The sequence below is a fragment of the Paenibacillus sp. FSL F4-0097 genome, from assembly GCF_038593125.1.
Taxonomy (GTDB): Bacteria; Bacillota; Bacilli; order Paenibacillales; family Paenibacillaceae; genus Paenibacillus_AQ; species Paenibacillus_AQ odorifer.
Window position 1 is genome coordinate 5,818,504 of sequence record NZ_CP151965.1, and the last position, 25,082, is coordinate 5,843,585.

A 25,082-nucleotide genomic window follows, 5' to 3' on the forward strand; every position below is an offset into this window, starting at 1 on the left:
CAATCAGCTCCACGATATACCGATTTCCACTTTATTATTCCGCGGGTGAAGCGCCTCTATCCACGGAGGGAATGTTCTACCAAGGCGGTGGAATCATTGGGTTCGTTACATTTTTTCCAGACACGACACTACCCGCACGATTTAGCTGCCAGACTCTTACACTCATATAACATAAGACACCAAACAAACTGGCAATCAGCAAAATATGAGCCAAAGCGGCAAATATGTACAATCTTTCATTATCTAGGGTGTAAACCACAGCCGCCCCACTAAACACCTGCATCAAGCATAACAGCACTGCAGCTACACCTAGCGCTCTAAGCTCTGGATAATCCTTATGTTTCCAAAATGCTAAATGCCCAAGCAGCGCAGTAAGCATGAATAAGAGCAAAGCCGCAATCCGATGCGTAAAAACAACACCTACACCTCCAGAAAGCTCCGGAACCCATTCTCCATTACAAAGCGGCCATCCCGAACACCCGCCCTGTGAATCCGTATGACTTACAAAGGCTCCAATATACACGACAATATAAGAATAGATGGCAGTAAAACAAGTTAAATTGCGAAAAGCCTTACTTACGGGCTTCTTTTGAGCTTCCAACGTATGATCATATTCGCGCGATTCATGCCATCTCTTGGTTCCAAGAGCCAACATCATAGCGCTCGAAAAGGCGATCAAAGAAAAACCCATATGCAGCGCCATTACAGCAGCAGATTGAGATTTAATTACTGCAAGCGCTCCCATACCACCTTGAACGATGACGAATAATAAAGTCATAAATGCATAGCCCAGCAAATCGCGCCGAGTACGGGCATAACGCCAAAAAGCAAACATCGAGGCAAGTGAGAATAACCCTGCCAAACCGCTAAACAAGCGATGGGTGTATTCAATCATCGAGCCTATAGTATAAGCCGGAATTAATTTCCCATGACAGAGCGGCCATTCATTTCCGCATTCCAAGCCCGATCCAGTCTTCGTCACTACCGCTCCTCCGAGTACAGCGAGGAACATGATAAGGCAAGTAAGATAACTAAGCCATTTCAACTGATTTGTCGTCAAAAATATCACCCGCAGTTTTTAGTAATGAAGAAGCAGCCAGACTTATATTTCAAAAAACCACCGCTTTTGCACAAACAGGCGAAAGCGGTGGTTCCTTAGGAATTACTTTTGAAGGCTTTGATGCACTTGGACCGCTTTATCAAGGAAATTTTCAATCTCTTCACGGGATTTGCGCAATTTATTAACGAATCTAACCAATTCCCGTCCATCCGAATATGCGACGAAGCTTGGAATACCCATAATATTTTGTTCTTGGCTAACATCGCCCACGGCATCAACATCTACCTCAACCAGTGTAAGGCGGTCTGCATAAGCCTGCTCTACCTCTGGGATAAAAGGATCGATAAATTTGCAATCCGAGCACCAGTCAGCCTTGAAGATGGCCACTGTTAATCGAGGTGATTGAATGGCTACCTGAAATTCAGCAGGAGAACTAATTTTGTCCATGATTTACTCAGTCCCTTCTTCAATATCTGTCTATTTTCTACTCTTTAAGTGAAGCAAAATGCAGGGTAGAAGTCAAACCTATTCTCTCATACGAACACGTGCAGGCTGTAACTTCATCAGCGGATTCAATAATTTTTGCAGCGCCCGCGGATAACTGGAGATTTCCTGTTTAGTCAGCACGCCCAGCACAATAAGCAGTACTAGATAAATAACAACAACTGCTGCTCCTACAACAAGACAAGTGATCAGAAACGCCAAACGTGCCGGCATCAGATCTGTTAACAGAATCCCAGCCTCATTCAAGCCATAACCAATCCCGCCGGACACAAGTACCGCAATCGCGAAACCGCCCCAACGTTTGCCCATAATTTCAAAAGGCACGATCGATTTCAGCATGCGTAAGTTAAGCAAAGTAATGACCACGAAACAAAGTGCTGTTGCACCGATGATTCCGTAGATGCCAAATACCTTACTAAGTAATAAGCTTGCCACTAATTTTACAATAATACCCGCTAACACATAATACATGGAAATTCGCGATTTGCCCATACCTAACAAAATAGAGTTCGTTGTCATCATCGTAATCTGAAAGATCGTTCCTAAAGTAAGCATGGCTACGATACCACTGCCATCTAAACTGGCGAACAATAATCCATTTACAGAATAAGCAGCTGCTACAAGCGCCAATACAATCGGCATCCCTGTCAAAATAGAAATCCGCAGAGCAAGCGTTATCTGCTTTTTCAAATGCCCCTCATCACGGCGGGCATAGGCAGCCGAAATGATCGGAATCAATGAAGTTCCAAGTGCGATAGCTAGAACAGGTGGAATGCCCGCTACACTCTGAGCACGATTGGATAAAATACCTAGCGCTGAAGTGGCACTATCCCTACCTATCTGATCAATCAATAATCGTACCGTAAGAGAAGTGTCAATTACATTCACAACCGGAATCGTAAGGGAAGACAGCACAATGGGAATAGACAGTGTAAAAATATCCTTGTAGATACCCCAAATCGGTAATTTTTGAGCAGTATCATAATTCAATCCTAATTGCTTGTCCTCACGGCGAAGTTTGACTGCAAAATAAATCATTACGCCAAACGCCGCGATACTACCGATCACGCTACCAAAGGATGCTCCCGCAGCAATTGTAGTGTTGCTATAACCTTGATGTAATAAAATATAAGCCAGCAAAATAGCGGTCAGTACGCGAGCGAATTGCTCCACGATCTGAGAAATCCCACCTGCCATCATATTGTTGCGGCCTTGAAAATATCCACGCATCATCGCTATTGCCGGAAAAAGCAGCAGCGCAGGCGCAATAGCTTTTATCGCCATCGCCGATTCAGGGACATCAGCAATATGAGTTGCATAAAATGGAGCCCCTATGTACAGCAAGACAGTCATAAACACCCCTGCAGCCACTGAAAACAGCAGTGCAGCATGATACACTTGTCTCGCCTCTTCAGGACGATTCAAGGCGTATCGTTCAGAGACCATTTTGCTGAGTGTACTTGGAATCCCAGCGGTGGCTACGGTTAGAAGCATTAAATAGATATTGTTAGAAACTCCGAACGATGCTCTCCCCACACCGTCAAAGATATGGTCCAGCGGCACCCGCTGGACAAGCCCGAGTACCCTTGCCACCAAAGCTGCAGCAGCAAGGATAAGCGTGCCTTTAACAAAAGACTCTTTCTTGGACAAACTCTTTCCCCTTCTTCACTGTTAAATTAAAACCGGGCGACCCATATAAAAAAGAGGACGACCATAATTACCTGCAACACGATTTTGACCAAGGTGCTGCTAAATAAGCCGAGTATGGAGCCAACACTTACCTTAGCAGCTTTAGAAGGTGAAGATCCCACGATCAATTCTCCAATAAAAGCCCCTAGAAATGGCCCAATGATAAGACCAAAAGCCGGGATAACAAAAGGTCCCAAGATCAGCCCGATCGTGCTCCCGATAATCGATGAACGTGAGCCGCCAAATTTTTTGACACCCCACGCTCCTACAACATAATCAGCAACAAAAAGAACTACAACAATCAGTGTTTGAATAATCCAGAACCAAACCCCAAAGGGCTCAAAAGAAAAGAACCAGCCGTATACAAAAAAGGCAAGATAGATCGCTAACGCACCCGGCAGTATGGGATACACAGCCCCTGCCAATCCTACAGCAAACAAAACAATGATAAGAATCCAACCCAGGATCGTCAATTCCTTAACCTCCTACTAGCATAATGCTCCATGGATTCACTTCGCAGTACTGCTTTTATTATTTGCTGCCTACAGAGGCTGCAGCTTCGGTAAAGATATACTTTTGGATGACCTCGGCAATCCCGTCTTGATTATTGGTCGCCACCACAACATCAGCCTCTTGTTTAACCGTCTTTTGCGCGTTGCCCATGGCAACCCCAAGTCCAGCCTGCTGGATCGCCGCCAGATCGTTAAGGCTGTCGCCCACAGCTACAACTTGCGACATTTCTATTCCCAGCAGCTTGCAGACTTCCTTTATTCCTGCTGCCTTATTCACGCCTAGAGGATTAATCTCCAGATTGTGCGGAGAAGAGTTCGTAATCTCCAGTCCACCCATATCTTGAAGACGAAGCAACAGCTTATGGCGAAGCTCATCATCTTCAGTGTGATAACCGAACTTAAGCCATTCTCTACCCGTTACATCCCCATCCCAGTTATCCTGTTTGAGAACTTCGTCCAGAGAATAAGCCCAGAACCAGATGTCATCTGCTTTTGCAAGATCATACATTTCTTGTACCAGCTTGGGATCCATTAGCGATCTCCGGTATATTTCATGTGGCGCTCTCCACACCTCACTGCCGTTCACAGTGATCATCGGTGTCTCTAAACCTAGCTGCTCTGCATAGGGTAAGGCACTTACAAATGCCCGGCCTGTCGACAGACAGACATGAACGCCTGCGTTGACCGCCTTTTGAATCCATTCCACCGTTGTGGGTGTAATTATCTGTTCATCATTCAGTAGGGTTCCATCCATATCCAATGCAAGCAGGCGGTATTTGGCAATCATTTGCCACCCCTCCATTCTTGTATGCTCTCTATTGAGAAGCTGTTTTTTTTTTTAAATCTTAGCCATAGGGTCAGAGTTACTCGGTACCTGTAGTCTCTCCCTCCTTCGCATTATCATTAGTATTATTGCCAGACTGGAGACTTTTCTTTGGAACTCCATCAAGCCCATATTCCCAATCATAGGCATCAAATATTTTACGTGCGACTGGTGCCGCACTTTGTGAACCAAAGCCACCTTCAGGGATTACAACCGCCACAGCCAACTTAGGATTATTACGTGGAGCATATGCAATAAATACCCCATTATCGCGAATTTCACCCTTAGCTACTTGCTGAGAGGTTCCCGTCTTACGTGCAAAGTCATAAGGGAAATCAGAAAAAGCACTAACTTCACTTCGCATCCCCTGCTTAATTTCATTCCAGTAGGACTTATCGAAGTTTGTTACTTCATCAAGCACCTCACGTTTAAACTCTTTGATTATATTTCCATCTGCGTCAGTAATCTTGCTAACCAGTTGAGGTTTAATCCGCTGTCCTTCATTAGCAAGTGTAGTAACATACTGTGCAAGCTGCATTACTGTATAACTTCCTTGTTGTCCGAAAGAGGCATAGACCAGTGCGGACTGCGCACTACCAGCAGCTTCTATATTGGTATAGTTTCTTTGACCCAAGAATTCATTAGGCAGGTCAATTCCCGTAGATACACCAAGGCCGAACTCTTTCATATAGACATCCCAGATGTCTATCCCCTTGCTTTTATATTTGTCATACAATCTTTTACCGACCATATCGACCATAAATGCATTCGAGGATTTCTCAATGGCTCTAGCAGGATCCAAAGAACCATATACGTGGTTAGAAGAGTTTCTTACCTTCGTTTCATGCCCAGACTTACCAAAAGTCGCAAAACCTTTATCCTGATAATAAGAAGAAGTTGAAAACAACCCTTCATTCAGACCCACGAGTACACTCAAAGGTTTAATCGTTGAACCTAGAAGCAGTACAGATCTTAGTCCGTTCCCTGAGGTTCCCGAAGAAATAGGAGTGATCGTTCCGTTCTGATAATTATCCATAATACTGTTCCAGACATCTGAAGACAAAGAACCTGATGTCCAAACATTCGTATCATAATCAGGCATACTCGCCATAGCGACAATATTACCAGTATCTACTTCCATCGCTACTGCATATCCCGTTAAAGCATTCGGATGCGTTCTGCCTTGTACGGTATTAGAGTGCAACCATTTGAGCTGATCTGTTATCGCCTGTTCTGTCTTCATCTGAACATTCTTATTAATCGTTGTCCAGATGTCATTTCCTTTGACAGGCGGAACGACACGCTCAATTTTCTCCGCCATATTCTGTGGATTGACGGAAATTTCCTGATATCCGTTTTGCCCGCGAAGCTCACGCTGATATTTCAGCTCCAGCCCATCGAATCCAACAAATTCATCATCCTTATACGTTAGCCCTGGCTCCGGATTGTTTTTCATAGCACTAAGAATGTTTTTATAAATATTAAGACTGTTCGCGGACTTGAAGGGTTTGATATATCCAATCGTCTGTACAGCAACCGTATCTTTATCGTAATGACGAATGCTCTCCTCGACAATCTCAAGCCCCGGATATTCTCCTTTATGTTCCATGAAATAAGCTACTTCTTCAGTAGTCAGATCAGCCTTAATTCGCCGTGCCATAAAGCCAAGTGATTTACGAAAATATAAATCCAACGCATCAATTACATCTTTCTCCGTCATCTTCTCTGCATTTGGATCACCATATTTATTGAAATCAGCTACCAGCTTGGCTGCCAAGGCATCAGACTTGACCTTAGCCTCTGGGGTCAGCGTTGTTTTACCGGTGTCTTTATCTGTTTCCTTAGCCGTATACTCTTTATTGAGTGTGATATACAGCGATTGAACAGGAGTGGAATAAGCTAGCTTCTCACCGCCTGCAGCGTATATAACCCCTCTCATGGAAGCTAACGGTACATTTTTAGTATCTCTACTCGTCTCTACCTCAGTTAAAGTTGGACCTTCCACGAATTGCAGAACAGCTAGTCGGATGATGATTACGCAAAATATAACGAACGTGCTAAAGAAAAACACGTTGAGTCGCAGGCCGATGGAACTTTTGCTGCTGGTCTCGTCAGGAGGTGAGGCCTGCTTACGGAAAAAACTCACAGTTTGTCTCTCCTTTTTCTCTAATTTAAGCTTATTGTTCTTGAACGGGATCTGCCACAGGAGGAATATTCTTCTTTGGAACCCCATCCAGCCCATATTCCCAATCATAAGCATCAAAAATCTTACGGGCAACCGGAGCTGCACTATTTGAGCCAAAGCCGCCCTCCGGAATCACAACCGCTACAGCCAGCTTCGGATTCTCACGTGGAGCAAAGGCAATAAAAACCCCGTTATCACGGTTTATATTTTTTCTGTCCGTTTTTTCAGAGGTTCCTGTCTTACGGGCAAAATCATAAGGAAAATCGTCAAAAGCACTAACTTTACTGCTCATTCCCTGTTTGATTTCTCTCCAGAACGATTTATCAAAGGTTACTTTATTAAGCACTTCTTTTTTAAATTCCTTAACCACCTTACCTTGCGCATCCGTAATCTTACTTATAAGCTGTGGTTTAATTCGCACACCTTCATTTGCAAGTGTAGTAGCATACTGGGCAAGCTGTAACGTAGTATAACTGCCTTGCTGGCCAAAAGATGCGTAGACGAGCGCGGCCTGCGAGCTCCCTGCAGCCTTGAAATCTGTATAGTTAATCTGACCTGGTGATTCACCGGGAAGACCACTTTGTGTTGACACACCCAGTCCGAACTTTTTCATATATTGGTCCCAGACCTCTACGCCTTTATCCCCCAGGTATTTCTTATAAAGTTGCTTTCCGACCATATCCACCATAAATACGTTAGAGGATTGCTTGATAGCATCAGCCGGATACAGTTTTCCATAGACGTGACCTGATGAATTTCTAACCGATGATTTATCATCCTTACCGAAATAGGTAATCCCCACATCTGGATAGGTGCTCGAGGTGCTAAAAAAACCTTCATTTAGACCAATTAATACACTTAACGGTTTGATGGTCGATCCCATGAATACAAGAGAGCTAAAATCATGACCCGATCTCCCGGAAGAATTCGAGGTAATTGTACCATTCAGATGATTGTTCATAATTTTATTCCAGACGGATGTAGGCAACGAGTCCTTTGTCCATACATTCGAATCGTAATCCGGCATACTCGCCATAGCGACAATATTACCAGTCTCTACTTCCATTGCTACTGCATAACCTGTTAAAGCATCTGGATGAGTTTCGCCTTGCACAGCATTGGTGTGCAGCCATTTAATCTGATCTAATATGGCCTGTTCAGTCTTCATCTGAACATTCTTATTAATAGTCATCCAAATGTTATTGCCTTTTACAGGGGGAACGGTCTGTTCTACCTTCTCCGCCATATTTTGAGGAGTGACCGAAATGACCTGATAACCATTTTCTCCGCGCAGTTCGCGTTGATACTGCATTTCCAGACCATCAAACCCCACATATTCTTCCGTTTTATACATAAGTCCCGGTGAAGAATTGTCTTTCATTGCACTACGAATATTTTTGTACATCGCTAAGTCTTCGGTTGATTTAAAAGGTTTGCCAAAACCCACCGTCTGCACAGCTACCGTATCTTTATCGTAGTGGCGTATACTTTCTTCCACAATGGTAATACCTGGATATTCATCCTTATGTTCCATGAAATAAGCTATTTCTTCTGAAGTTAGCCCTGCTTTTATACGACGCGGTACATAACCTAGGTACTTTTTAAAGTCCAGATCAAGTAAATCCAGCACGTCCTGCTGCGTTAACTTAGGGGCATCTGCACTTCCATATTTCTCAAACTCCGCTACTAATCTTGCTGCAAGGTCATTGGACTTATTTTTCGCCTTTTCCGTTAGTGAGGTTTCACCCGTTACTTTATCAGTAGTTTTAGCTGTATATTCCTTATTTAGGGTAAGATAGAGCGACTCAACAGGTGTAGAATAGGCTATCTGCTCACCCCCGGCAGCAAAAATAATCCCTCGCATGGCTGCCAGCGGAACAAACTTCGTATCCCGTTTGATCTCTTCTTCTGTCAGCAAAGCTCCCTCAGTAAACTGCAAACCTGCAAGACGCACAATAATGATACAAAAAATAAAAAAAGTGCCAAAGAAAAACAGATTCAATCGCAGACCTACAGAATGTTTCGAAGATTTCCCGTCCGCAGGCGGGAGCTGCTTCCCAAAGCTCACCAGCTTTCTTCCCTTCTATATAAAAATAATGTCTGAATTGCCTTAGCCAGCGACATTGCTCCTATAATGAAGGTGATTTCTAAGAAGCTGATTGTGAGCATTGCACTCGCATTTGTGTTAGAGCGGTTGGTATGAGTTTATTGTACCACACGGAAGGAGTGCGGCGCCCTCACTCAGAGTGCGTTCTCCCTAATATGCGTATCGTCAAAATCCTTCGGATTAAACCAATCTCCACTGCTCGCCCAAGTGGGATCCAATGGAATCCAAGCTTGCCGGTCACTTATATAAACTTCATTCCAGGCATGTGCGCCATACCCGCCTCTACCATCATAGCCTTGACCCGTTACAACGCGCACCTGCAATCCTTGGGAGCGGGCCATTACAGCGTAAAGACGGGCATAATCAATACATACCCCTATACGTGTGTCGAAGGTATCCTGCGGGGTCTGTTCATGCCAAATTCTATTTTTTTCATAATTTTCCGCTTTGGCGTAATCATAAGTTACTCGTGTTCCTACCCAATCATACAGTAGTCTGGCTTTCTTCTCGTCTCCTTGCGCTTGTCCAATAATATCTTCAGCAGCTCCCACAATATCTTGTGGAATGTCATGATCGATAACTTCATATTTTCTGCGCAGAATATCATTCATCTCAGCTGCAACGGTCTTCGTCAGAATAGGCAGCTTTTTCTGCACTGTCTCCCCAACAAAGGGTTCAAATACAGCGGCAGCGCTTTGACTGTAGATCGGAGAAGATTCCACATAACGGCTAAATTGACTTTCTGGATTTAGGCCAACACAAATGAAGAGAGCGAGCACAATAATTAAACCACGAGTCAAGCCTATAATTAATCCTATGATAGCTCCACCCATACGGCTTACTTGCGTAATCTTTCTGTCCTTAAATGTCTTGGTGCGCCGTAGCTGGTGGAATGGAAGCAGCATAGACAACAATCCCAGAAGCATGCGAATTAAGATATAAGAGAGCAATAACAACAATAGAAACCGCACCAGCGGCGATTCCGCCAGCACAGACACAGCCGTATAATAAATTTGCTGCCACTGGGTCAGCTGTTTATCAGGCAGACTTATTCCTGCTGCCCAAGTCTGAACATGAGGATTGAGATACGCCGCAGCAGGAATGGCCAGCACCAAAGAAGCTATTGTAAACAGTCCTGTTCCCAGCAGACCGAATAATCTTCCGGTAGCACTTGAGAACCCTCTGCTCCAGCCTTGCAATAGTGAAAAGACTACTACCAGCAGGAGGGCGATGGAGATGATATTTGCATCACTCAGACTAGTCAACCAACCGTTTATCATATCCAATCTCCCCTTTCAGCCGCCCGCTTGCTTGTTTTTGATAATCATTTAAACTGAGGCCGTTTATTGATGTTTCCGAGCTTCCTCGATAAATGTTTGTGTGGTATCTGTAATACTCCACTTCCCAAGACTAACTCCGCGGAAAGTAACCTCTACCTTATCTTCACCAGTAGTACCTTTCACTTCAATATTCGGAGTTGTGATCGTAAATGTTCCGTCACCATTTGAAGTGTACTTCGCATCCTGCGCCTCTTTAAGCATGACCTCTTGTGCTTCCTTCTTCAGCGTGCTTACCGTTCCATCTGCCACCTTATTCACAGCGTTACCAATTTGGTCCATTGTCACACCACTATAGATGAATAGACCTACAACGATAATAATGACAATCGCCCATTTCAACATCGTTTTGACCAAATTAACAACCGCGAACAACAGAACAAGCGCAATAACAATAACTAACCAATTCTCTCTAATAAACTGTGACCACACCTCTGGATCCATCAACCTCACAACACCCCTATCGCCTAGTTTCGTCCTAAGGATTATCTCCTCCATAGACATGACGCCAATATTAATTATTATACATGAATGCCCATCATAATTCATGGTTCCACAGCCAGAGAAAGGTATACCTGCTTACAGGAATTAAAAAAGCGGTATAAGCCCTCTCTGTCCCACGTAAAGTACAAGTAGTTGCTTAAATTTGATCTTCTTAAAATACGCCTTCCTGCATTAACCTTTATTGTAGGTGGCTCTCGGAGGTGTTTCCCTGTGAAAACTGCGCTATGGCTGTACCTGTTTCTTTTTCTGGCGTTTTTTGATTTACATGCACAGTATCCTATTCTAACGCCCTTTGCCATCTCTCTTGGTGCGGGACCCGCCTTTATTGGCTGGATGATGGGCATGTATTCGTTGACCCATCTTCCTGGCAATTTGCTCGCAGGCGTACTCGTCGATCGTAATGGCAGCCGCCGCTACATCGTCTTTAGCCTTGTTACTGCGGGAGCCATTCTATTGCTGCAGGCTCACGCTCAGCTTCCGTGGCATTTGCTGATGCTACGAGCAGCAAGCGGGTTCGCGCTCGCCTTCCTCTCTCCGGCGTGCATGACCTTGCTGGCTTCATTATCATCTGATGCCACTGAGCAGGGGAAATATATGTCCGGACATGGTATCGTTCATACCTTAGCTTCAGTGGTATCCCCAGCAGCGGGTGCCTTTATCGTAGCTAAAGCTGGCTATTCCGGCACCTTCACCACATTGGGATGGCTGCTTATCGCTACAGGAATCATGGCTTTTTTCAGTGTACCGGCGCCTGCCCGGCGTTTAGTACGCCCTGTAAACTCAGCAGCACCTCCTTTGAAAAATCAGGATCTTCCTTCGGTCCCTATATCCGATCCCAATCCAGTTTCCAAACGTTATTATCTGCTGCCTTTTTTCGTTTCTTGTTCACAAGGGGTTCTGTTCTTTGAGCTTCCTCTATCTCAGACCGGAAGTAATAGCATTGTTTCCACAGGTATTCTTTTATCGCTCCTTAGCTTAGGGGCTTTGGTAACACTCAGTTTGTTCTTCCTGAACCGCTTTTCCCCAGGAGGAAGAATAGCCGTGGCCTTGCTAGGAATGGCCCTTTGTTTTTTTGCGCTCGCCTCACTTCACAGCATTCCCGCTTCCGTTATTCTCTTTATTCTGGGTGCAGCCAAAGGAATATTATTTCCTGCAATGGCTTCGCTCTTTATTAGTCTAGGTGGACCAGGACGTATGGGACGCACCTTCTCCATGCAGTCGATAGCCATGTCACTAGGTGCATTCGCAGGGCCTGTGGCCGCAGGACAACTAAGAGACGTTGTTTCGCCTTATTTCATTGCCTTTCTATTGCTGATGGTTGCACTATTACTGCTTCCGCCAAAAAATTCAGCCAAGCTGTCCACCTACTCTTCCAAATGGAATGGGCGGGCCGCATGATTTATTGTTTTTACGACATTTCCCGGGGAATGAAGATTTTCCTGTAGAAACAGTTGTTAAAACTGCTCCTCCTTCGGTAAACTATAATGAGTCTGTAAGTTCAGACTTCATTTCCGGAGGTGATTGTCAGCAAATGTCCATTACGATTATTGTCGAAGGCAAAAACGATCGCAGCAGATTACGACGCGTGCTGGTACCGGAAGTCGAAATCCTCTGTACCTTTGGTACATTAAATACGCTCAAACTCGAGTCCCTGCGACAAAAAGTAGGAGATGGAGAAGTATATCTTTATATGGATAACGACAGTTCAGGCAAAAAAATACGCGGGATTCTCCGCGATGCCTTTCCCGATGCTGGTCACATCTATACACGCCGGGGTTATGCCGGAGTGGAAGGCACTCCAGATGAATACAATATTAATCAGCTTGAAAAAGCGGGTCTGGAAGAGTTCATCATTTACCCTGAACCCATTCCTTTTTGATTCGCGATATATTGCCTAAGAAATTAAAAACGCCTTTTTCGTTATCCTTCAATAAATGGGATTCGAAAAAGGCGTTTCTGTTATGCGGTTAGGTTCTATTCACGAGCCAATTCATTCAGCCTATCGGCAAGAAATTCAGGCGTTATGTTATCCGTATCCCCTGCGTCATACAATGCACGGAGACGATTGTCTCGATCAACCAATGCTATGCGATTGGCATGTACGAAATTTTCTTTACTATTCCCTGCAATTAGTACTTTAAAAGAATCAGTTGCCAGCTTACGAATGACTTCCTGATCCCCCCGTAAGAAGTACCAACCCTTATAATCTGCCTGGAAACGGTCCGCAAAGCTTTTAATGGCTTCACGCGTATCATTCTCTGGATCAAAAGAAATGGAGACGAACGCCGTATCTTTTCCAAAGCTGCCATCGTCGACCAGAATTTTCTGCGTCTGAGATAACAAAAACGTAGTTATAGGACATACATCCGGACATTGTGTGAAAAAAAAGTATACCAGCCGTGCCTTACCTTGTGTATCAGCCAGAGTAATCTGGTCTCCATCCACATTTTCAAGTGAAAAGTCCTGCACTTCTCCGATTACCGGCAGTTTTTCTTTTCCTAAATTCAAAGAATTAACTGCCAGATAACCAGCCATTACCAAAGCAAGCAATAGTAGAATCCAGGTCCATTTATAACGCTTAAAGGTCTGCACGGACAATAATACCCTCCCTCTTCTTAACCGTGAATCGTATTCAATACAAGTACGATCAAACTTACCGTTAGGTAGTTAATGGAGAAGAGGAAGTTCTTCTTCGCCCAGACTTCGTCATCTTTTGCTGCAAAGCCCATCAAGGTTATGATTAACCAAGCCAGGGACAGCGCTGTTGAAATCACCAGATAAAAAATGCCTGCATAATCGTAGGCGTACATTAACACTGGAATAGGCAGCAACAGTGCTACATAAGGAATCATTTGAAACTTCGTACGACGTGTTCCTTTGACTACAGGCAGCAGCGGAAATCCAGCGGCTCTATATTCTTCTTTACGTCTAATCCCGAGTGCCCAGAAATGGGGAGGTTGCCACAGAAACAACATCGCAAACATCAGCCAAGCCCCTAGATCAACTGTTCCCGTAACTGCAACGTAGCCAATTACCGGTGGCATAGCTCCAGAGATCGCACCTACTGAAGTGCTCCATGTTGATGTCCGTTTCAACCAAAGGGTGTATACTACAACGTAAACGAACATCCCTACAATCCCGAACAGACCGGCTAAAACTCCGGAAAAAGCAAACAGTACAATCAAGCCCGCAATCCCTAGCCCAATAGCATACAGCAATACGGTTTTGGGTTTCAGTCGTCCTGTAGGAAGCCCCCGATCGCGCGTTCTTTCCATCTTCATGTCCAGGTCACGGTCGAAATAGTTATTAAAAACACAGGCCGAAGCCATAACCAGCATTGTACCGAGCAGAGTCAGAACTAATCTGCCGTATTGAACATCCCAACCTGAAGCCAGCCAATATCCTGCAAAGGCAGCGATGAGGTTAGATCGGATAATACCGGGTTTTGTTACGGTAATGAAATCACGCCAACTTGCACCTTCCGGTGGAGATTTTGCAGACATAGCTGCAGAATCGGAAGAAGCTTGAAATGTTATATGATTATCCACACCAAATGATCCTCCTTCTAAACGAACTTCTAACGTTCTAGCCGAAGCACTAAATAGACTTCGCTGTTAACTTTATCATATCAAACCCGAGGAGACTTTGACAGTCATGGCACAGTATGTTCATGAATTTGACAATTACGTGACAATATTTATTTCCAGCCCGTTAATAACCTAAGCTGTATTTGGGTAATTATTAATAATGTACTTCCGAACAACAAAGGAGAACTGACCAATGGACACCGCTACACATTTAGTTATGGGCATAGGGTTAGCCGGACTTTCATTCGTAGATCCTGTCGTTGCTTCTGACCCTAAACTGGCCGGGGCCGTTATGCTGGCTACGATTTTAGGCTCACAAGCTCCTGATGCCGATACCGCATTAAGACTAAAGGACAATGCAATATATATTCGTAATCACCGGGGAATCACACACTCCTTGCCTTTTCTAATTTTGTGGCCCGCTCTGATTGCCCTAGTCTTAGGGCCTCTGTTTGGATTTACTGATTTGGCAGCTTTAAGCCATGTTGCACTCTGGGGTTTCATAGGCGTAGGCGTGCACGTCTTCTCTGATCTGTTTAACACCTATGGAACCCAGGCCGCCCGTCCATTTACTGAGAAATGGATTGCCTGGAATATCATCCACATTTTCGATCCATTTATTTTTGGCAGCCATATCGCAGCTATTCTACTCTGGATCACTGGGATTGTGCCGCCCAAACCTTTATTTATTACGCTTTATGCCTGTACCATTCTTTATTATATTTGGAGAACAATTGTTCATGCCCGCCTTACACGAAACATCAAGCTTAAAGATATACACCATAATGCTGGCGAACGTTATATTGTAATCCCTACAATTTCACTTAAACGCTGGAACGTAGTTAAAGTGAAAAAAGACGGCAGCTATGACGTTGGACAGCTACTGAACAACCGCCTGGAATGGTTCAAACATGCGGTCTGCTCGAATCATCCCGCTGTGGAAATATCCAAGTCGCATCCAGATATTCAGTCCTTTCTATATTTCACCTCTTATGCGGTTGCCGAAGTGGAGGAGCTTCCTTCAGGATATATGGTACGCTGGGGAGACGTTCGTTATTTACACCGCAAACAATACCCTTTTGTGGCTGTATTAGTTATGGATAACCAATATAAACCTTTAAATACTTATGTAGGCTGGCTTAGCAGTGATAAGCTCGACAAACGATTTTCCATCGACCCTGGTTCTTTACGATGAAACTGTAGACTTACTGAGAGATCTATTCTATAATCACAAAAAATCCCGGAGTATTTTATAATACTCCGGGATTCATTTTAGCAGACACGGAAAGGAAGGCTCTTAATGGGTAAAGGACTCTCACTTTGGTTCGCTTGTTCTTCTATTCTTATTCTCACTGCCGCTTCAATCGCGATCAGCTATAGCTTCTGGCTGGCACTTCTGCTTGGTTTTCTTTGCGTAATGAATATTGGCTGGGGATTTATCCTCAAAGCCAGAATTAGACGCAAACAGGAAAGCTTAAGCTCTGACTAAGATTAACGAGCTGGCAGAAAGCCCATCCGCTCTTTTACGCCATTCAACGTCTCAGCTGCAACAATACGTGCACGTTCAGCACCTTCAGCAAGAATATCAGTGATCGCACCTGAACTGCGAATTTCATGATATCTTTGTTGCAAAGGCTCAAGTGTGGATACAACCACTTCCCCAAGATCCTTCTTAAAGCCACCATACATTTGTCCTTCATAACGATCGGCAATTTGCTGGAGGGACATCCCAGAACATTCCGAGTAAATACTCATCAAGTTACTAATCTCTGGCTTGTTAGCCGGATCAAAGATCACTTCACGTCCAGAATCAGTCGTTGCGCGGCTGATTTTTTTACGGATCACATCCGGCGAATCCAACAGGGCAATATAGCTGCCTGCATTCGGGCTGCTCTTGCTCATTTTTTTAGTGCCATCATCCAGAGACATAATGCGTGCGCCCACTTCAGGGATATATGGTTCAGGAATCGTAAAGAATTCGCCAAAACGGTTATTGAATCGGCCAGCTAAATCACGGGTCAACTCCAAGTGCTGCTTCTGATCTTCACCTACTGGCACAAGATCCGCATTATAAACAAGAATATCTGCTGCCATTAAAGAAGGATATACGAATAGGCCCGCGCCAACTGAATCCTTACCTGATGATTTATCTTTGAACTGTGTCATACGCTCAAGCTCGCCCATTGCCGTCAGCGTAGTCATGATCCAGCCCAATTCCGCATGCTGAGGCACATGAGACTGCATATATACATTCGAACGCACAGGATCAATTCCTGCCGCGATAAAGAGTGCAGCTACAGCTTCAGACTGCTCACGCAGTGCCGCAGGATCTTGAGCAACGGTGATCGCATGCATATCGACAACCATAAAGAAACATTGATGATCGTCTTGCAGCTTCACAAAATTTTTCAGCGCTCCGATATAGTTACCCAAAGTTAGAGAACCGCTCGGTTGTATGCCTGACATTACTTTTTTCAACATAATATAGACCTCCGTTAGATGTAATTTCCGATTTCCGAGAACGCAAAAAAAGCCTCATCCGCAAGGGACGTGAGACCGTGGTGCCACCCTTATTCGCTGCTTAACCTTTGTATAGTCAAAGGGAAACAGCCTTAGTCTTCCGTTAACGGGGAAGATCCGGCCGGTCTACTAGGGCATCTTGCTCCCGTTCAAGCGCGGCGCTCAGGGGTCCATTCATCAGGAGTGTCCTACCGGTTCGCATCAACCACCGGCTTTCTGAAGGTGTATTTCCTGTCTACTTGTCCCCGTCATCACATTCTCATCATAATTTAATGCCTTCATCATAGAACCATAAAGAGAAGTTGTCAAATCACTTAACCACTTCCGCATAAATCTGTTATGATAAGGTTATCCATGTTCTATTCGATTACAGTTACGATAAAGGAGCATATCTCATGAAACAGGTGACCAAAGGGCAGTGGGGCGGTTATGATACTTATATTTTGCACAGCCGCGAACTGGAAGTCACGCTTTTGCCGCGACTAGGAAACAACGTGATTTCATTGTTTGATGTAAAAGAACAACGGGAAATTCTGCGGCGGCCTGATGAAAGCGATCAAGCTTTCTTTATGCAAAAACCTTACCATTTTGGCATCCCGCTCTTAATTCCACCCGGAAGAATTCGTAAAGGAAAATTTCAATTCGAGGGTACAAGTTATCAATTTGACCAGAATACCGCTGGTGACAATCATATCCATGGTCTACACCGGACTCAATCCTGGTGTGTCAGCGATATTGAAGAAGACGAGGACGGTTGTGCAGTCACTACTGAATTCCTTACTGAAGATGATCCACACTGGATGGAGCAATTTCCCATTCCACTCAAATTCGAAATGACATTCAGGCTTCAGGATGCCCGGCTCAGCCAGACTTTAAAGGTTACAAATCTCGGCGATCATCGTATTCCCTTTGGGATCGGTTATCACACCTGGTTTATGATCGATGGAGAACCTGAACGCTGGAATCTCAAATTGCCCGTAAACAGCATTTATGAACTAAACGATGAATTGCTCCCTAGCGGCAATCTAATTCCACTCGGTGATCTAGAGTCTCTAAATTCTGGAATTAACCTACAGGGAACTAATTTTGATACCGCTCTGCGTATTGGTGACAAGCAGCCCGTAGAAGCATTGTTATTACGCGATGATGGTTATGGTCTTCGTTATACGGCCGACGAGAATCTTTTTCGCCACTGGGTCCTGTATACCAAAGGACCAGCCGATCAATTTCTGTGCATCGAACCTTATACCTGGCTCCCGGATGCTCCTAACGTTTCCGACGATCCTTCCTTCACTGGCTTGCTGAAGGTAGAACCAGGTCAAAGCCTTGAGCTGTCCACTATGCTGGAAATGATCTATCCCGAGAATTAAAGCAGATATACATTATATCGGTCTTCCCTTGCGTTTACGTAAGAGAAGGCCGATTTTTTGTGCGAGCTTAGTTATTTAGGCTTTCCTACCCTTACTTTTAATCGACTAATAATTACCATCCTTAAAACCTTTCGATAGCATGCATGAATTAGCCTCTTAGCGCTCATACTATCTTCACAACGGGCGAAGGAGGTGACACACATGGGTCAAGCAGGTCAAGGTCGTAGCAGCCGTTCCAATAACCTTGTAGTTCCTCAAGCAAATGCAGCGTTGCAACAATTGAAATATGAAGCAGCACAAGAGCTTGGAGTAACGATCCCAGCTGACGGTTATTACGGGAACTACACTTCCCGCGAAACTGGTTCTTTGGGAGGTTACATCACTAAACGTCTAGTACAACTGGCAGAACAACAACTGTCCGGTCGTCAGTAACATCGTTATCTTAAGTGTTTTATCCGGCTGAGGTCTTAAAAAGCCCATTGCCGACTAGCTTTCAAACCTCTCACACTTCTTCCAGAAGCTGTGGGAGGTTTTTCTAATTTATACCCTATAATCCGAGCTGCATGCAATCTTTATGTAAAACGTTTAACTTAAAAATTGATCAGCACTCTCGGCGTAAGCATTACGGGGAGATCGAATCATCAGATTCGCCATATTATAATTGGACTCCAGCGTAGCATCTACGATTAGCTTTCCCTGTCTTATAGCGAATTCATAGCTGATCTCACCATGAGTCCAGCGCCGTTTGTATTTCAGACTCTCCAGTGCCATTAGACGAAAAGAAGACTGCTGACTCTCCGTTATTCCTTCCTTTACTTCTGTGAATCCACCACCCCGACCGGCTAGAGGGTGATGACGTATGCCGAATTTGCCAATGGTATTATTTCGTATTTGCACAAATACCGTACCGGAAGATAGTCCCGATAATTCCTCTTGCAGTTCCCTAAATACCAAATCCATCTGTCTTGCTAATGATAGCTGTTCTGTCTTAAGCATATCTTTCCTCCTAAAAGTTTTGTGAGCTTAGCTTCTTCGAGTTCACTTCGTCTTTTATAAATCGAACCCTAAATATTTAGGCTAAGGATCCGTCGCTACTGCGGGGAATGTTTGGACTTCCAGCCGCTGTTGTCTCCAAATTTCTTGAATTCTTACGCGTACAGCGGGTGAAATTCGGAGACAAAGGCGGTCGCTCCCGCTCTTACAGTTCCAAAATTCCCCTCCGCCACTCCTTCCCCTTTTCCCAAATTTCTGGTTCGATTTATATTGTTTGTGAGCTTAGCTACTTCGAGTTTACTTCGTACAAATCGGCTTAGTATGCGCTTACTTAAGCTTTTTGAGCTAAGCTCATTAGTCTTCCTTGCAAGCCTTATATAAGGCTCAAGGCTCATTATAGACCCCTTAAATACGCCAAACAACATTATTCTACAAAATTGGGTTATTATCCCTAGTAATGCGCAAAATTCATAGATCATTCGTATATTAATTTTTATAAAACGGGAGTTTTCGACATTTAACCATTAAAAAAAGACCCCTTAACCGGGGTCTTTGCGTGTTCACACTGAAATTCCGTTATTTTTAGCGCACTGAAATTTGTCTTATTTTAGACATTTCATGCTAAATGCTCAGTCATCTCCAAGAACTCGTTGATATCAGCCACGATCAAATCTGTAGCCCCTTGCCAGAAATCTGGCTTAGTCAGATCCACACCCAAATGTTTGAGCACCAAATCCTCCAATGTCATCACGCCGGTATCCTGCAACAAGCTATCATATTTGTCTGCAAAGGAAGCTCCCTCTTGTAATGCCAGACGATATAAGCCTGTACTGAACATATAACCAACAGTGTACGGGAAATTATAGAAAGGTACATCTGTGATATAGAAATGCAGCTTCGACGCCCAGAAGTGAGGATGGTATTCAGAAAGCACACCACAGAAAGCTTCTTTCTGTGCTTCCACCATCAGAGCAGACAGTTCCTCAGCATTTACAAGGCCTTCCTTACGTTTTTCATAAAAGCGAGTCTCGAACAAGAATCGAGCGTGAATGTTCATAAAGAATGCCACACTGTTCTGTATCTTCGTTTCAAGCAGTGCCAGCTTCTCCTCTGCATTGCCCGCAGCTTTAACCTGAGCATCAGATACAATCACTTCTGCAAAGGTTGAAGCGGTCTCTGCAACGTTCATTGCATAATTCTGATTAAATACAGGTTGATCATCAAGCAAGTAGGAATGATAGGCATGTCCCAGCTCATGGGCCAATGTTGAAACATTGGAAGGTGTGCCGCTGTAAGTCATGAATATCCGTGATTCTTTGCTCTCAGGGAAGGAAGTACAGAATCCACCAGGACGTTTGCCATTACGATCCTCAACCTCGATCCAGTTATTATCAAAGGCACGCTCTGCAAACTCAGCCATCTTAGGACTAAATTTACGGAACTGTGTGACGATATCCTTCGCAGCTTGATCATAAGGGATTTTGCCGGAGGATTTGCCTACAGGAGCTTCGACATCGACCCATGAGAGGGAATCCAACCCCAGCAGCTTGGCTTTGCGCTGAAGGTAGGACACGAGTACAGGTTTGCTCTTCGTAATTACGTCCCACATCGTATTTAAGGTGTCCTGTGTCATACGATTGATGCTGAGCGGATCTTTTAGAACATCGTCCCAGCCTCTGCCCTTATAGAGCTTCAGGCGGAAGCCTGCTAAGTGATTTAAAGTATCTGCGCAATTATCTGCCGCTTCAGTCCAAGCCTCTTCCCATTTATGGAACATCGCTTGACGCACTTTTGGATCTGGATCATCCAGCTTATTAAAAGCTTGACCTGCAGAAAGCAGCTTTGTTCCTTCTTCATCCTCAAATGGGATCTTGATTGAGCTTACAATCGTATCATAGTGTCCGCTCCATCCATGATATCCGTCAACAGCTAATTCCAACGCTAAGCTTTCCAGCTCAGGGCTCATCTTCTCACGGGCCAAATCACGGCTCTCGCTCAGTACGAACGTTAAAGGAGCAATCTCTGGACGAGCCATCCACTCAGCCCATACCTTGTCCGTAGTCTGACGCAGTACATTGCTAAATTGCGAGCTGATCCCTTCGAATCCGGCGCGCATGCTTGTCACTTTGGCTGCCAGTCTTACCGCACCCTTGTCCATCTGATTCTGAGCGCCTAGACAGTCTGCGAAGGAAGTGACCTCCACAAGTCTTCCTGAACAGCTCTGAAGCAATGCTATAACCTCATCCAATGCTTTTGTAGACGCAACATCCGTTGGTGCCACAGCATCCTTCACAAAGCCCTGTAAGGATAAAATATCTTTTTCAAGCTTGCTCAAGAAACCTTCTAGTTCTGCAGACGAAGACCCCCCCGGAAAAATAGTATCCAGTTCCCAAGTCAGTGATAACGGTTGTTTCATTTGTACTCACCATTCCTTTGCTTTCATTTGACTTTCTTTGTAATTGTCTTAACACCATGGTAAAGTGAATAACGATATCTGAACATTTATAGCCGATAAACTTTAGGAGGGCATTCATATGAAGCCACTACAAATTTCACCGGAAACAGCCATTACGTTATCCAAGCAACTAGGCGTTCCTTTGGAACACTTGATGCATATGCCCCAACATATTTTACTACAAAAAATAGCGGAGCTATCCAAAAAACAAAATCCCCCACAAACTGAGGGCGAAAATGAACAGACTCCTTCTGGGAAGGACTCACAATGATTCCTTTTAGTCATACCTGGCCTTATGACATCATTCTAGGCGATATGTATGTGCAATACTGTCCATTCTGCAACTCAGAGAATGTGCTTCTGCCTATGAAGCCAAAAGAATTACAAATCGTTCGTGACGGCAAGAAAAAACTGCTTGTCTTCCCCTGCTGCAGCGCCAGTCCTACAGTTATAGATAATGACGGCGATTACCTTTTGTTCGATCGAGCTGTCAGATAAGCAAATCCTAACATTTTCTTTCTACAAAGCGCAGAGGAGAATTAAATTCTCTTCTGCGCTTTTTGTTGTTCGCAAATCGTTATGAACTTGAAGACAAGCCTTCGACATCAACCTCAACCTCTACAGCCTCAGCACGCATTTGCTCCCGTAAAATAACCCACTGCTCACGTGCCGCTCGAATCATCGCCGCATCCATAATCTTCTGATCATTAATCAGACGGGAGAACCACATCACAGCCACTGAGTATTCTCCGATGCGCCGATTAAGTTCGCCGATCAGGTACATGAGCCGGGCATCATTGCCGGCAATGCCATCTTTTTCATAGACCTTAACATACTCGTCCAAAGAATAACGTAAAAAACGCTTCTCCTGCTCAGTCTCCCCTTGGTAGCGATAGAGCCAAGCAATGTGATGCAGCAGACTTGCAATAATCCGATCTTTATCGTTAATACTCTGAGCACATAAAAGCGCCAGCTTATAGGTCTCGAGCGCAGTTTCCCAGTCTCTTTTCTCCCCAAAGTCACGGCTCTTCCAGCGTTTCCCTACCTGCTCATTAAATGCCTTACGCTGACGTTCCGTCAGCTTGTCAGCCGAATTTTCTGTGGAGGCAAACCCGCAATTGGGGCAGACCCGTACAACATAATAATCCGGATTCTCATTTTTATAATACGCGCAGAAATCAGCATCACGCCGAATAGCCTTTTTTAGACTAGGACGTACCCGCGAGGTTGAAAATTCATTTTCACAGTTGCAACACTTGACCTTAATAGAATATAGGGGTATTAACTCTGTCAAGTACTCTCATTCCTTTCAGGATCAACCTGTCCCTTGTTATTCCTGGGGCATGTTAACAAAATGATGTGCAGGACCTGCAAGGCGGCTAAGCACGAATGAACGCAGTGGTTCTTCGACTCCAGTCTCCACCAGTGCCTCTTTCATACATTGTAGCCACTCATCAGCACGTTCTGGTGTAATAGGAATATGCATATGCCTTGCTCTCATCATGGGATGTCCATGTAATTCCGAATAAAGCGGACCCCCGCCAAAAAACTGTGTCAGGAATTGATATTGCTTCTCCAGAACTGGAGTAATATCTTCAGGGAACAAGGGTCCCAGCTGCGGATGAAGCTGTACCTTGGCATAGAACACTTCCACCAACCGATGTAGTGCTTCAGCCCCCCCTAGATTGTCATATATACTCTCATTTGGATTCATTGAGGTTACCAGCCTTCTTCCATATTAATGAAACGTTACTTATTTTATTATACCAAAGATAAGCATAACACGGATATCCGTCGAAAGTGCTCTCTAAACTACAGAAAAAAGGCGCTAAACTATAGTTCAGCGCCTGAAGAGTAAGGTTAGTAGGTCCTAAATTCCTCATCATCAGGAGGGACGAGAGAGACCCGGATTACATATACAAAAGCACAAACGAGAACTCCGGCTATAACGCTCATCGCCATCACTCCATCCCATTTAATCGTGTAACAGAGGGTGCATTTATTTATTACATAATATCATAATTCCTGCGAAAAAGCACAGATAATTGTAACCGCTTTCTCCATTTTTTTGTGCTGTTTGTCCCTCTTTTTGCATACATCTAACCATAGACCAGGAGGCGTTAATTATGACTTTTAAAAAGATTGGCGGCCCGCTGCTGGGATTCATATTGGCTGGTTGTATGCTGCTGATGTTACTTCATCCTGAAGCATCTCTTGCCGCAGCCTTACGTGGCCTGGCCATCTGGTGGGACGTGCTCTTCCCTTCACTGTTTCCATTCTTCGTCATTTCTGAAATCATGCTAGGCTTAGGCATTGTCCATCTCTTCGGCGCTTTACTTGATCCACTGATGCGCCCCCTCTTCGGTATACCTGGCAGCGGTGGTTTTGTCGCGGCCATGGGATATGTATCAGGATATCCCGTTGGAGCCAAATTAACCGCTAAGCTGCGGGAGCAGAAGCTGATCAGCAGAATCGAAGGTGAACGCCTTGTAGCATTTACAACCTCCTCCGATCCTATTTTTCTACTAGGGGCGGTATCCGTTGGGTTCTTTCGCGATGCTTCTTTGGGGCTAATATTGGCACTAGCCCACTACGGAAGTGGCTTAATGGTTGGTCTCCTAATGTCATTTCATGGACGTAAGGAACAAAAGACTCCCACCCAAGACCCAACAAAAAGTAGTTCTGACGCCCCCTCTGCTCCAGCAAAACAAGGATTCGGCAGAATACATGCCGCACTCCTTGCGATGTCCGAAGCCCGGCGCAAGGATGGACGGAGCTTCGGGGAACTGTTAAAAGGAGCGATCCAATCCTCGCTACAGCTTATTATTGTCGTAGGGGGTCTGGTTGTATTCTTCAACGTGCTAATGGAGCTGCTTGCCCGTGCCGGAATCCTGCCCTCACTATTTAGCCTGGCCGGATCTCTCGTCTCCCTTGTTGGAGGGCCTCCCGAATTAGCTCAGGCCTTGATCAGCGGATTGTTCGAGGTCACCATAGGTGCTCGTTCTGCTGGTGAAGCCGCTTCTTCCATCCCGCTTCAATTCAAGGTCGCAGCAGCTGCCTTTATTCTCTCTTGGGGCGGATTATCTGTACATGCCCAAGTCGCCAGTATTTTGAACGGTACCGGGCTGCGTTATCTGCCGTTCTTAACTGCACGACTAATACATGCCATACTCGCAGCAGGTCTCGTGGTGCTGCTATGGAAGCCTGTGATGGGATCAGGATTGTCTTCTGCCTGGGTCTCTCTGCCTGCCTCCACTGCCTTTACACCTTCAGCCTCAGGTGTCACTGCCAGTCTAGCTCTACTGAGTCTTATACTAGCCGCTGCTCTTCTAGTGTCACTGCTTATCCCTGCATTTATGGCAATGCTCCGATTGATGCGCCGAAGTTGATTACATATTGTGTTCCGGGGCAAGATTGATTATGATCGGTGTATGAC

At 44.7% G+C, this 25,082-nt stretch carries 25 protein-coding genes and 1 other annotated feature; of the genes, 9 read left to right on the forward strand and 16 right to left on the reverse strand.

Annotated features, from left to right (window positions below; genetic code table 11):
- Nucleotides 1-76: 76 nt before the first annotated feature.
- The 9 genes from MHH86_RS26165 to MHH86_RS26205 all read right to left on the reverse strand — a co-directional run bounded on the left by MHH86_RS26165 (nucleotide 77) and on the right by MHH86_RS26205 (nucleotide 10,661).
- Nucleotides 77-1,060 carry a COX15/CtaA family protein gene (locus tag MHH86_RS26165; RefSeq protein WP_076099376.1) on the reverse strand — a complete coding sequence of 328 codons (984 nt, stop codon included), beginning with the start codon at nucleotides 1,058-1,060 and terminating at the stop codon, nucleotides 77-79.
- A 102-nt stretch (nucleotides 1,061-1,162) separates the two neighbouring features.
- The gene (locus MHH86_RS26170) at nucleotides 1,163-1,507 is read right to left on the reverse strand and encodes a thioredoxin family protein (protein ID WP_036685265.1); all 345 of its coding nucleotides are present in this window, start codon (nucleotides 1,505-1,507) and stop codon (nucleotides 1,163-1,165) included.
- Between the two features lie 78 nt (nucleotides 1,508-1,585).
- Complete coding sequence (locus MHH86_RS26175) at nucleotides 1,586-3,214, reverse strand: polysaccharide biosynthesis protein (protein ID WP_038573188.1); 1,629 nt, start codon at nucleotides 3,212-3,214, stop codon at nucleotides 1,586-1,588.
- Between the two features lie 26 nt (nucleotides 3,215-3,240).
- On the reverse strand, nucleotides 3,241-3,726 hold the full coding sequence (locus MHH86_RS26180) for a DUF456 family protein (protein WP_038573189.1): 486 nt from the start codon (nucleotides 3,724-3,726) through the stop codon (nucleotides 3,241-3,243).
- Between the two features lie 58 nt (nucleotides 3,727-3,784).
- Nucleotides 3,785-4,552 carry a Cof-type HAD-IIB family hydrolase gene (locus MHH86_RS26185; protein ID WP_036685270.1) on the reverse strand — a complete coding sequence of 256 codons (768 nt, stop codon included), beginning with the start codon at nucleotides 4,550-4,552 and terminating at the stop codon, nucleotides 3,785-3,787.
- A gap of 76 nt (nucleotides 4,553-4,628) precedes the next feature.
- On the reverse strand, nucleotides 4,629-6,734 hold the full coding sequence (locus MHH86_RS26190) for a penicillin-binding transpeptidase domain-containing protein (RefSeq protein ID WP_036685271.1): 2,106 nt from the start codon (nucleotides 6,732-6,734) through the stop codon (nucleotides 4,629-4,631).
- Nucleotides 6,735-6,765: 31 nt separating this feature from the next.
- A complete protein-coding gene (locus MHH86_RS26195) occupies nucleotides 6,766-8,841 on the reverse strand; it encodes a penicillin-binding protein 2 (protein ID WP_235219518.1) in 2,076 nt (691 codons plus the stop codon).
- 173 nt (nucleotides 8,842-9,014) lie between these two features.
- Nucleotides 9,015-10,160 carry a transglutaminase-like domain-containing protein gene (locus MHH86_RS26200; RefSeq protein ID WP_036685274.1) on the reverse strand — a complete coding sequence of 382 codons (1,146 nt, stop codon included), beginning with the start codon at nucleotides 10,158-10,160 and terminating at the stop codon, nucleotides 9,015-9,017.
- Nucleotides 10,161-10,223: 63 nt separating this feature from the next.
- Nucleotides 10,224-10,661 (reverse strand): hypothetical protein, encoded by a 438-nt coding sequence (locus MHH86_RS26205; RefSeq protein WP_036685280.1) that lies wholly within the window; start codon nucleotides 10,659-10,661, stop codon nucleotides 10,224-10,226.
- 270 nt (nucleotides 10,662-10,931) lie between these two features.
- On the opposite strand from MHH86_RS26205, the gene MHH86_RS26210 reads away from it, so the two are divergent.
- Both MHH86_RS26210 and MHH86_RS26215 read left to right on the forward strand, forming a co-directional pair.
- Nucleotides 10,932-12,119, forward strand: coding sequence for an MFS transporter (locus MHH86_RS26210; RefSeq protein ID WP_036685283.1), 1,188 nt, complete (start codon nucleotides 10,932-10,934; stop codon nucleotides 12,117-12,119).
- A 133-nt stretch (nucleotides 12,120-12,252) separates the two neighbouring features.
- Entirely contained in the window at nucleotides 12,253-12,600 is a 348-nt protein-coding gene (locus tag MHH86_RS26215) for a DNA primase (RefSeq protein WP_036685586.1), read from the forward strand.
- 95 nt (nucleotides 12,601-12,695) lie between these two features.
- Here the strand turns inward: MHH86_RS26215 and MHH86_RS26220 are convergent, their stop codons facing one another.
- Nucleotides 12,696-13,313, reverse strand: a complete 618-nt coding sequence (locus MHH86_RS26220) for an SCO family protein (protein ID WP_036685589.1) — start codon at nucleotides 13,311-13,313, stop codon at nucleotides 12,696-12,698.
- Between the two features lie 23 nt (nucleotides 13,314-13,336).
- The gene (cyoE, locus tag MHH86_RS26225; protein ID WP_036685285.1) at nucleotides 13,337-14,269 is read right to left on the reverse strand and encodes a heme o synthase; all 933 of its coding nucleotides are present in this window, start codon (nucleotides 14,267-14,269) and stop codon (nucleotides 13,337-13,339) included.
- Between the two features lie 232 nt (nucleotides 14,270-14,501).
- Between cyoE and MHH86_RS26230 the strand changes: the two genes are divergently transcribed.
- Together MHH86_RS26230 and MHH86_RS26235 are read left to right on the forward strand one after the other, a co-directional pair.
- Complete coding sequence (locus MHH86_RS26230) at nucleotides 14,502-15,503, forward strand: metal-dependent hydrolase (RefSeq protein ID WP_036685288.1); 1,002 nt, start codon at nucleotides 14,502-14,504, stop codon at nucleotides 15,501-15,503.
- A gap of 105 nt (nucleotides 15,504-15,608) precedes the next feature.
- Nucleotides 15,609-15,797, forward strand: a complete 189-nt coding sequence (locus tag MHH86_RS26235; protein WP_036685291.1) for a hypothetical protein — start codon at nucleotides 15,609-15,611, stop codon at nucleotides 15,795-15,797.
- A gap of 2 nt (nucleotides 15,798-15,799) precedes the next feature.
- Here the strand turns inward: MHH86_RS26235 and trpS are convergent, their stop codons facing one another.
- Nucleotides 15,800-16,786: a tryptophan--tRNA ligase gene (trpS, locus tag MHH86_RS26240; protein WP_036685592.1), complete on the reverse strand. Its 987-nt coding sequence runs from the start codon at nucleotides 16,784-16,786 to the stop codon at nucleotides 15,800-15,802.
- A 63-nt stretch (nucleotides 16,787-16,849) separates the two neighbouring features.
- Nucleotides 16,850-17,089, reverse strand: a binding site (T-box leader).
- A gap of 134 nt (nucleotides 17,090-17,223) precedes the next feature.
- Here trpS and MHH86_RS26245 point away from each other — a divergent pair.
- Together MHH86_RS26245 and MHH86_RS26250 are read left to right on the forward strand one after the other, a co-directional pair.
- Nucleotides 17,224-18,198 (forward strand): aldose 1-epimerase, encoded by a 975-nt coding sequence (locus MHH86_RS26245; protein WP_076105307.1) that lies wholly within the window; start codon nucleotides 17,224-17,226, stop codon nucleotides 18,196-18,198.
- A 201-nt stretch (nucleotides 18,199-18,399) separates the two neighbouring features.
- Nucleotides 18,400-18,630 carry an alpha/beta-type small acid-soluble spore protein gene (locus tag MHH86_RS26250; RefSeq protein ID WP_036685295.1) on the forward strand — a complete coding sequence of 77 codons (231 nt, stop codon included), beginning with the start codon at nucleotides 18,400-18,402 and terminating at the stop codon, nucleotides 18,628-18,630.
- 153 nt (nucleotides 18,631-18,783) lie between these two features.
- Here MHH86_RS26250 and MHH86_RS26255 read toward each other — a convergent pair whose 3' ends face one another.
- Both MHH86_RS26255 and MHH86_RS26260 read right to left on the reverse strand, forming a co-directional pair.
- Complete coding sequence (locus MHH86_RS26255; protein WP_036685297.1) at nucleotides 18,784-19,194, reverse strand: hypothetical protein; 411 nt, start codon at nucleotides 19,192-19,194, stop codon at nucleotides 18,784-18,786.
- A 613-nt stretch (nucleotides 19,195-19,807) separates the two neighbouring features.
- Nucleotides 19,808-21,607, reverse strand: coding sequence for a M3 family oligoendopeptidase (locus MHH86_RS26260; protein ID WP_038573202.1), 1,800 nt, complete (start codon nucleotides 21,605-21,607; stop codon nucleotides 19,808-19,810).
- Between the two features lie 118 nt (nucleotides 21,608-21,725).
- Here MHH86_RS26260 and MHH86_RS26265 point away from each other — a divergent pair, with 118 nt between their 5' ends.
- Nucleotides 21,726-21,917, forward strand: coding sequence for a YycC family protein (locus MHH86_RS26265; protein WP_038573204.1), 192 nt, complete (start codon nucleotides 21,726-21,728; stop codon nucleotides 21,915-21,917).
- Nucleotides 21,914-22,144: a hypothetical protein gene (locus MHH86_RS26270; protein WP_036685307.1), complete on the forward strand. Its 231-nt coding sequence runs from the start codon at nucleotides 21,914-21,916 to the stop codon at nucleotides 22,142-22,144. Before MHH86_RS26265 ends, MHH86_RS26270 begins: the two co-directional genes overlap by 4 nt.
- A gap of 79 nt (nucleotides 22,145-22,223) precedes the next feature.
- On the opposite strand, the gene MHH86_RS26275 is transcribed toward MHH86_RS26270, so the two are convergent.
- The gene (locus tag MHH86_RS26275; RefSeq protein ID WP_038573205.1) at nucleotides 22,224-22,940 is read right to left on the reverse strand and encodes a DUF2225 domain-containing protein; all 717 of its coding nucleotides are present in this window, start codon (nucleotides 22,938-22,940) and stop codon (nucleotides 22,224-22,226) included.
- Between the two features lie 36 nt (nucleotides 22,941-22,976).
- Nucleotides 22,977-23,360 (reverse strand): globin, encoded by a 384-nt coding sequence (locus tag MHH86_RS26280; protein ID WP_038573207.1) that lies wholly within the window; start codon nucleotides 23,358-23,360, stop codon nucleotides 22,977-22,979.
- A 412-nt stretch (nucleotides 23,361-23,772) separates the two neighbouring features.
- On the opposite strand from MHH86_RS26280, the gene ylbJ reads away from it, so the two are divergent.
- Nucleotides 23,773-25,035, forward strand: a complete 1,263-nt coding sequence (gene ylbJ, locus MHH86_RS26285; protein WP_076141968.1) for a sporulation integral membrane protein YlbJ — start codon at nucleotides 23,773-23,775, stop codon at nucleotides 25,033-25,035.
- Nucleotides 25,036-25,082 lie beyond the last annotated feature (47 nt).

Excerpts from the sequence above, each read along its gene's own strand:
- MHH86_RS26170 (WP_036685265.1), bottom strand. The coding sequence starts at position 1,507 with ATGGACAAAATTAGTTCTCCTGCTGAATTTCAGGTAGCCATTCAATCA.
- MHH86_RS26185 (WP_036685270.1), bottom strand. The coding sequence starts at position 4,552 with ATGATTGCCAAATACCGCCTGCTTGCATTGGATATGGATGGAACCCTA.
- MHH86_RS26200 (WP_036685274.1), bottom strand. The coding sequence starts at position 10,160 with ATGATAAACGGTTGGTTGACTAGTCTGAGTGATGCAAATATCATCTCC.
- MHH86_RS26205 (WP_036685280.1), bottom strand. The coding sequence starts at position 10,661 with ATGGATCCAGAGGTGTGGTCACAGTTTATTAGAGAGAATTGGTTAGTT.
- MHH86_RS26215 (WP_036685586.1), top strand. The coding sequence starts at position 12,253 with ATGTCCATTACGATTATTGTCGAAGGCAAAAACGATCGCAGCAGATTA.
- MHH86_RS26230 (WP_036685288.1), top strand. The coding sequence starts at position 14,502 with ATGGACACCGCTACACATTTAGTTATGGGCATAGGGTTAGCCGGACTT.
- MHH86_RS26235 (WP_036685291.1), top strand. The coding sequence starts at position 15,609 with ATGGGTAAAGGACTCTCACTTTGGTTCGCTTGTTCTTCTATTCTTATT.
- MHH86_RS26245 (WP_076105307.1), top strand. The coding sequence starts at position 17,224 with ATGAAACAGGTGACCAAAGGGCAGTGGGGCGGTTATGATACTTATATT.
- MHH86_RS26250 (WP_036685295.1), top strand. The coding sequence starts at position 18,400 with ATGGGTCAAGCAGGTCAAGGTCGTAGCAGCCGTTCCAATAACCTTGTA.
- MHH86_RS26255 (WP_036685297.1), bottom strand. The coding sequence starts at position 19,194 with ATGCTTAAGACAGAACAGCTATCATTAGCAAGACAGATGGATTTGGTA.
- MHH86_RS26260 (WP_038573202.1), bottom strand. The coding sequence starts at position 21,607 with ATGAAACAACCGTTATCACTGACTTGGGAACTGGATACTATTTTTCCG.
- MHH86_RS26265 (WP_038573204.1), top strand. The coding sequence starts at position 21,726 with ATGAAGCCACTACAAATTTCACCGGAAACAGCCATTACGTTATCCAAG.
- MHH86_RS26270 (WP_036685307.1), top strand. The coding sequence starts at position 21,914 with ATGATTCCTTTTAGTCATACCTGGCCTTATGACATCATTCTAGGCGAT.
- MHH86_RS26280 (WP_038573207.1), bottom strand. The coding sequence starts at position 23,360 with ATGAATCCAAATGAGAGTATATATGACAATCTAGGGGGGGCTGAAGCA.
- ylbJ (WP_076141968.1), top strand. The coding sequence starts at position 23,773 with ATGACTTTTAAAAAGATTGGCGGCCCGCTGCTGGGATTCATATTGGCT.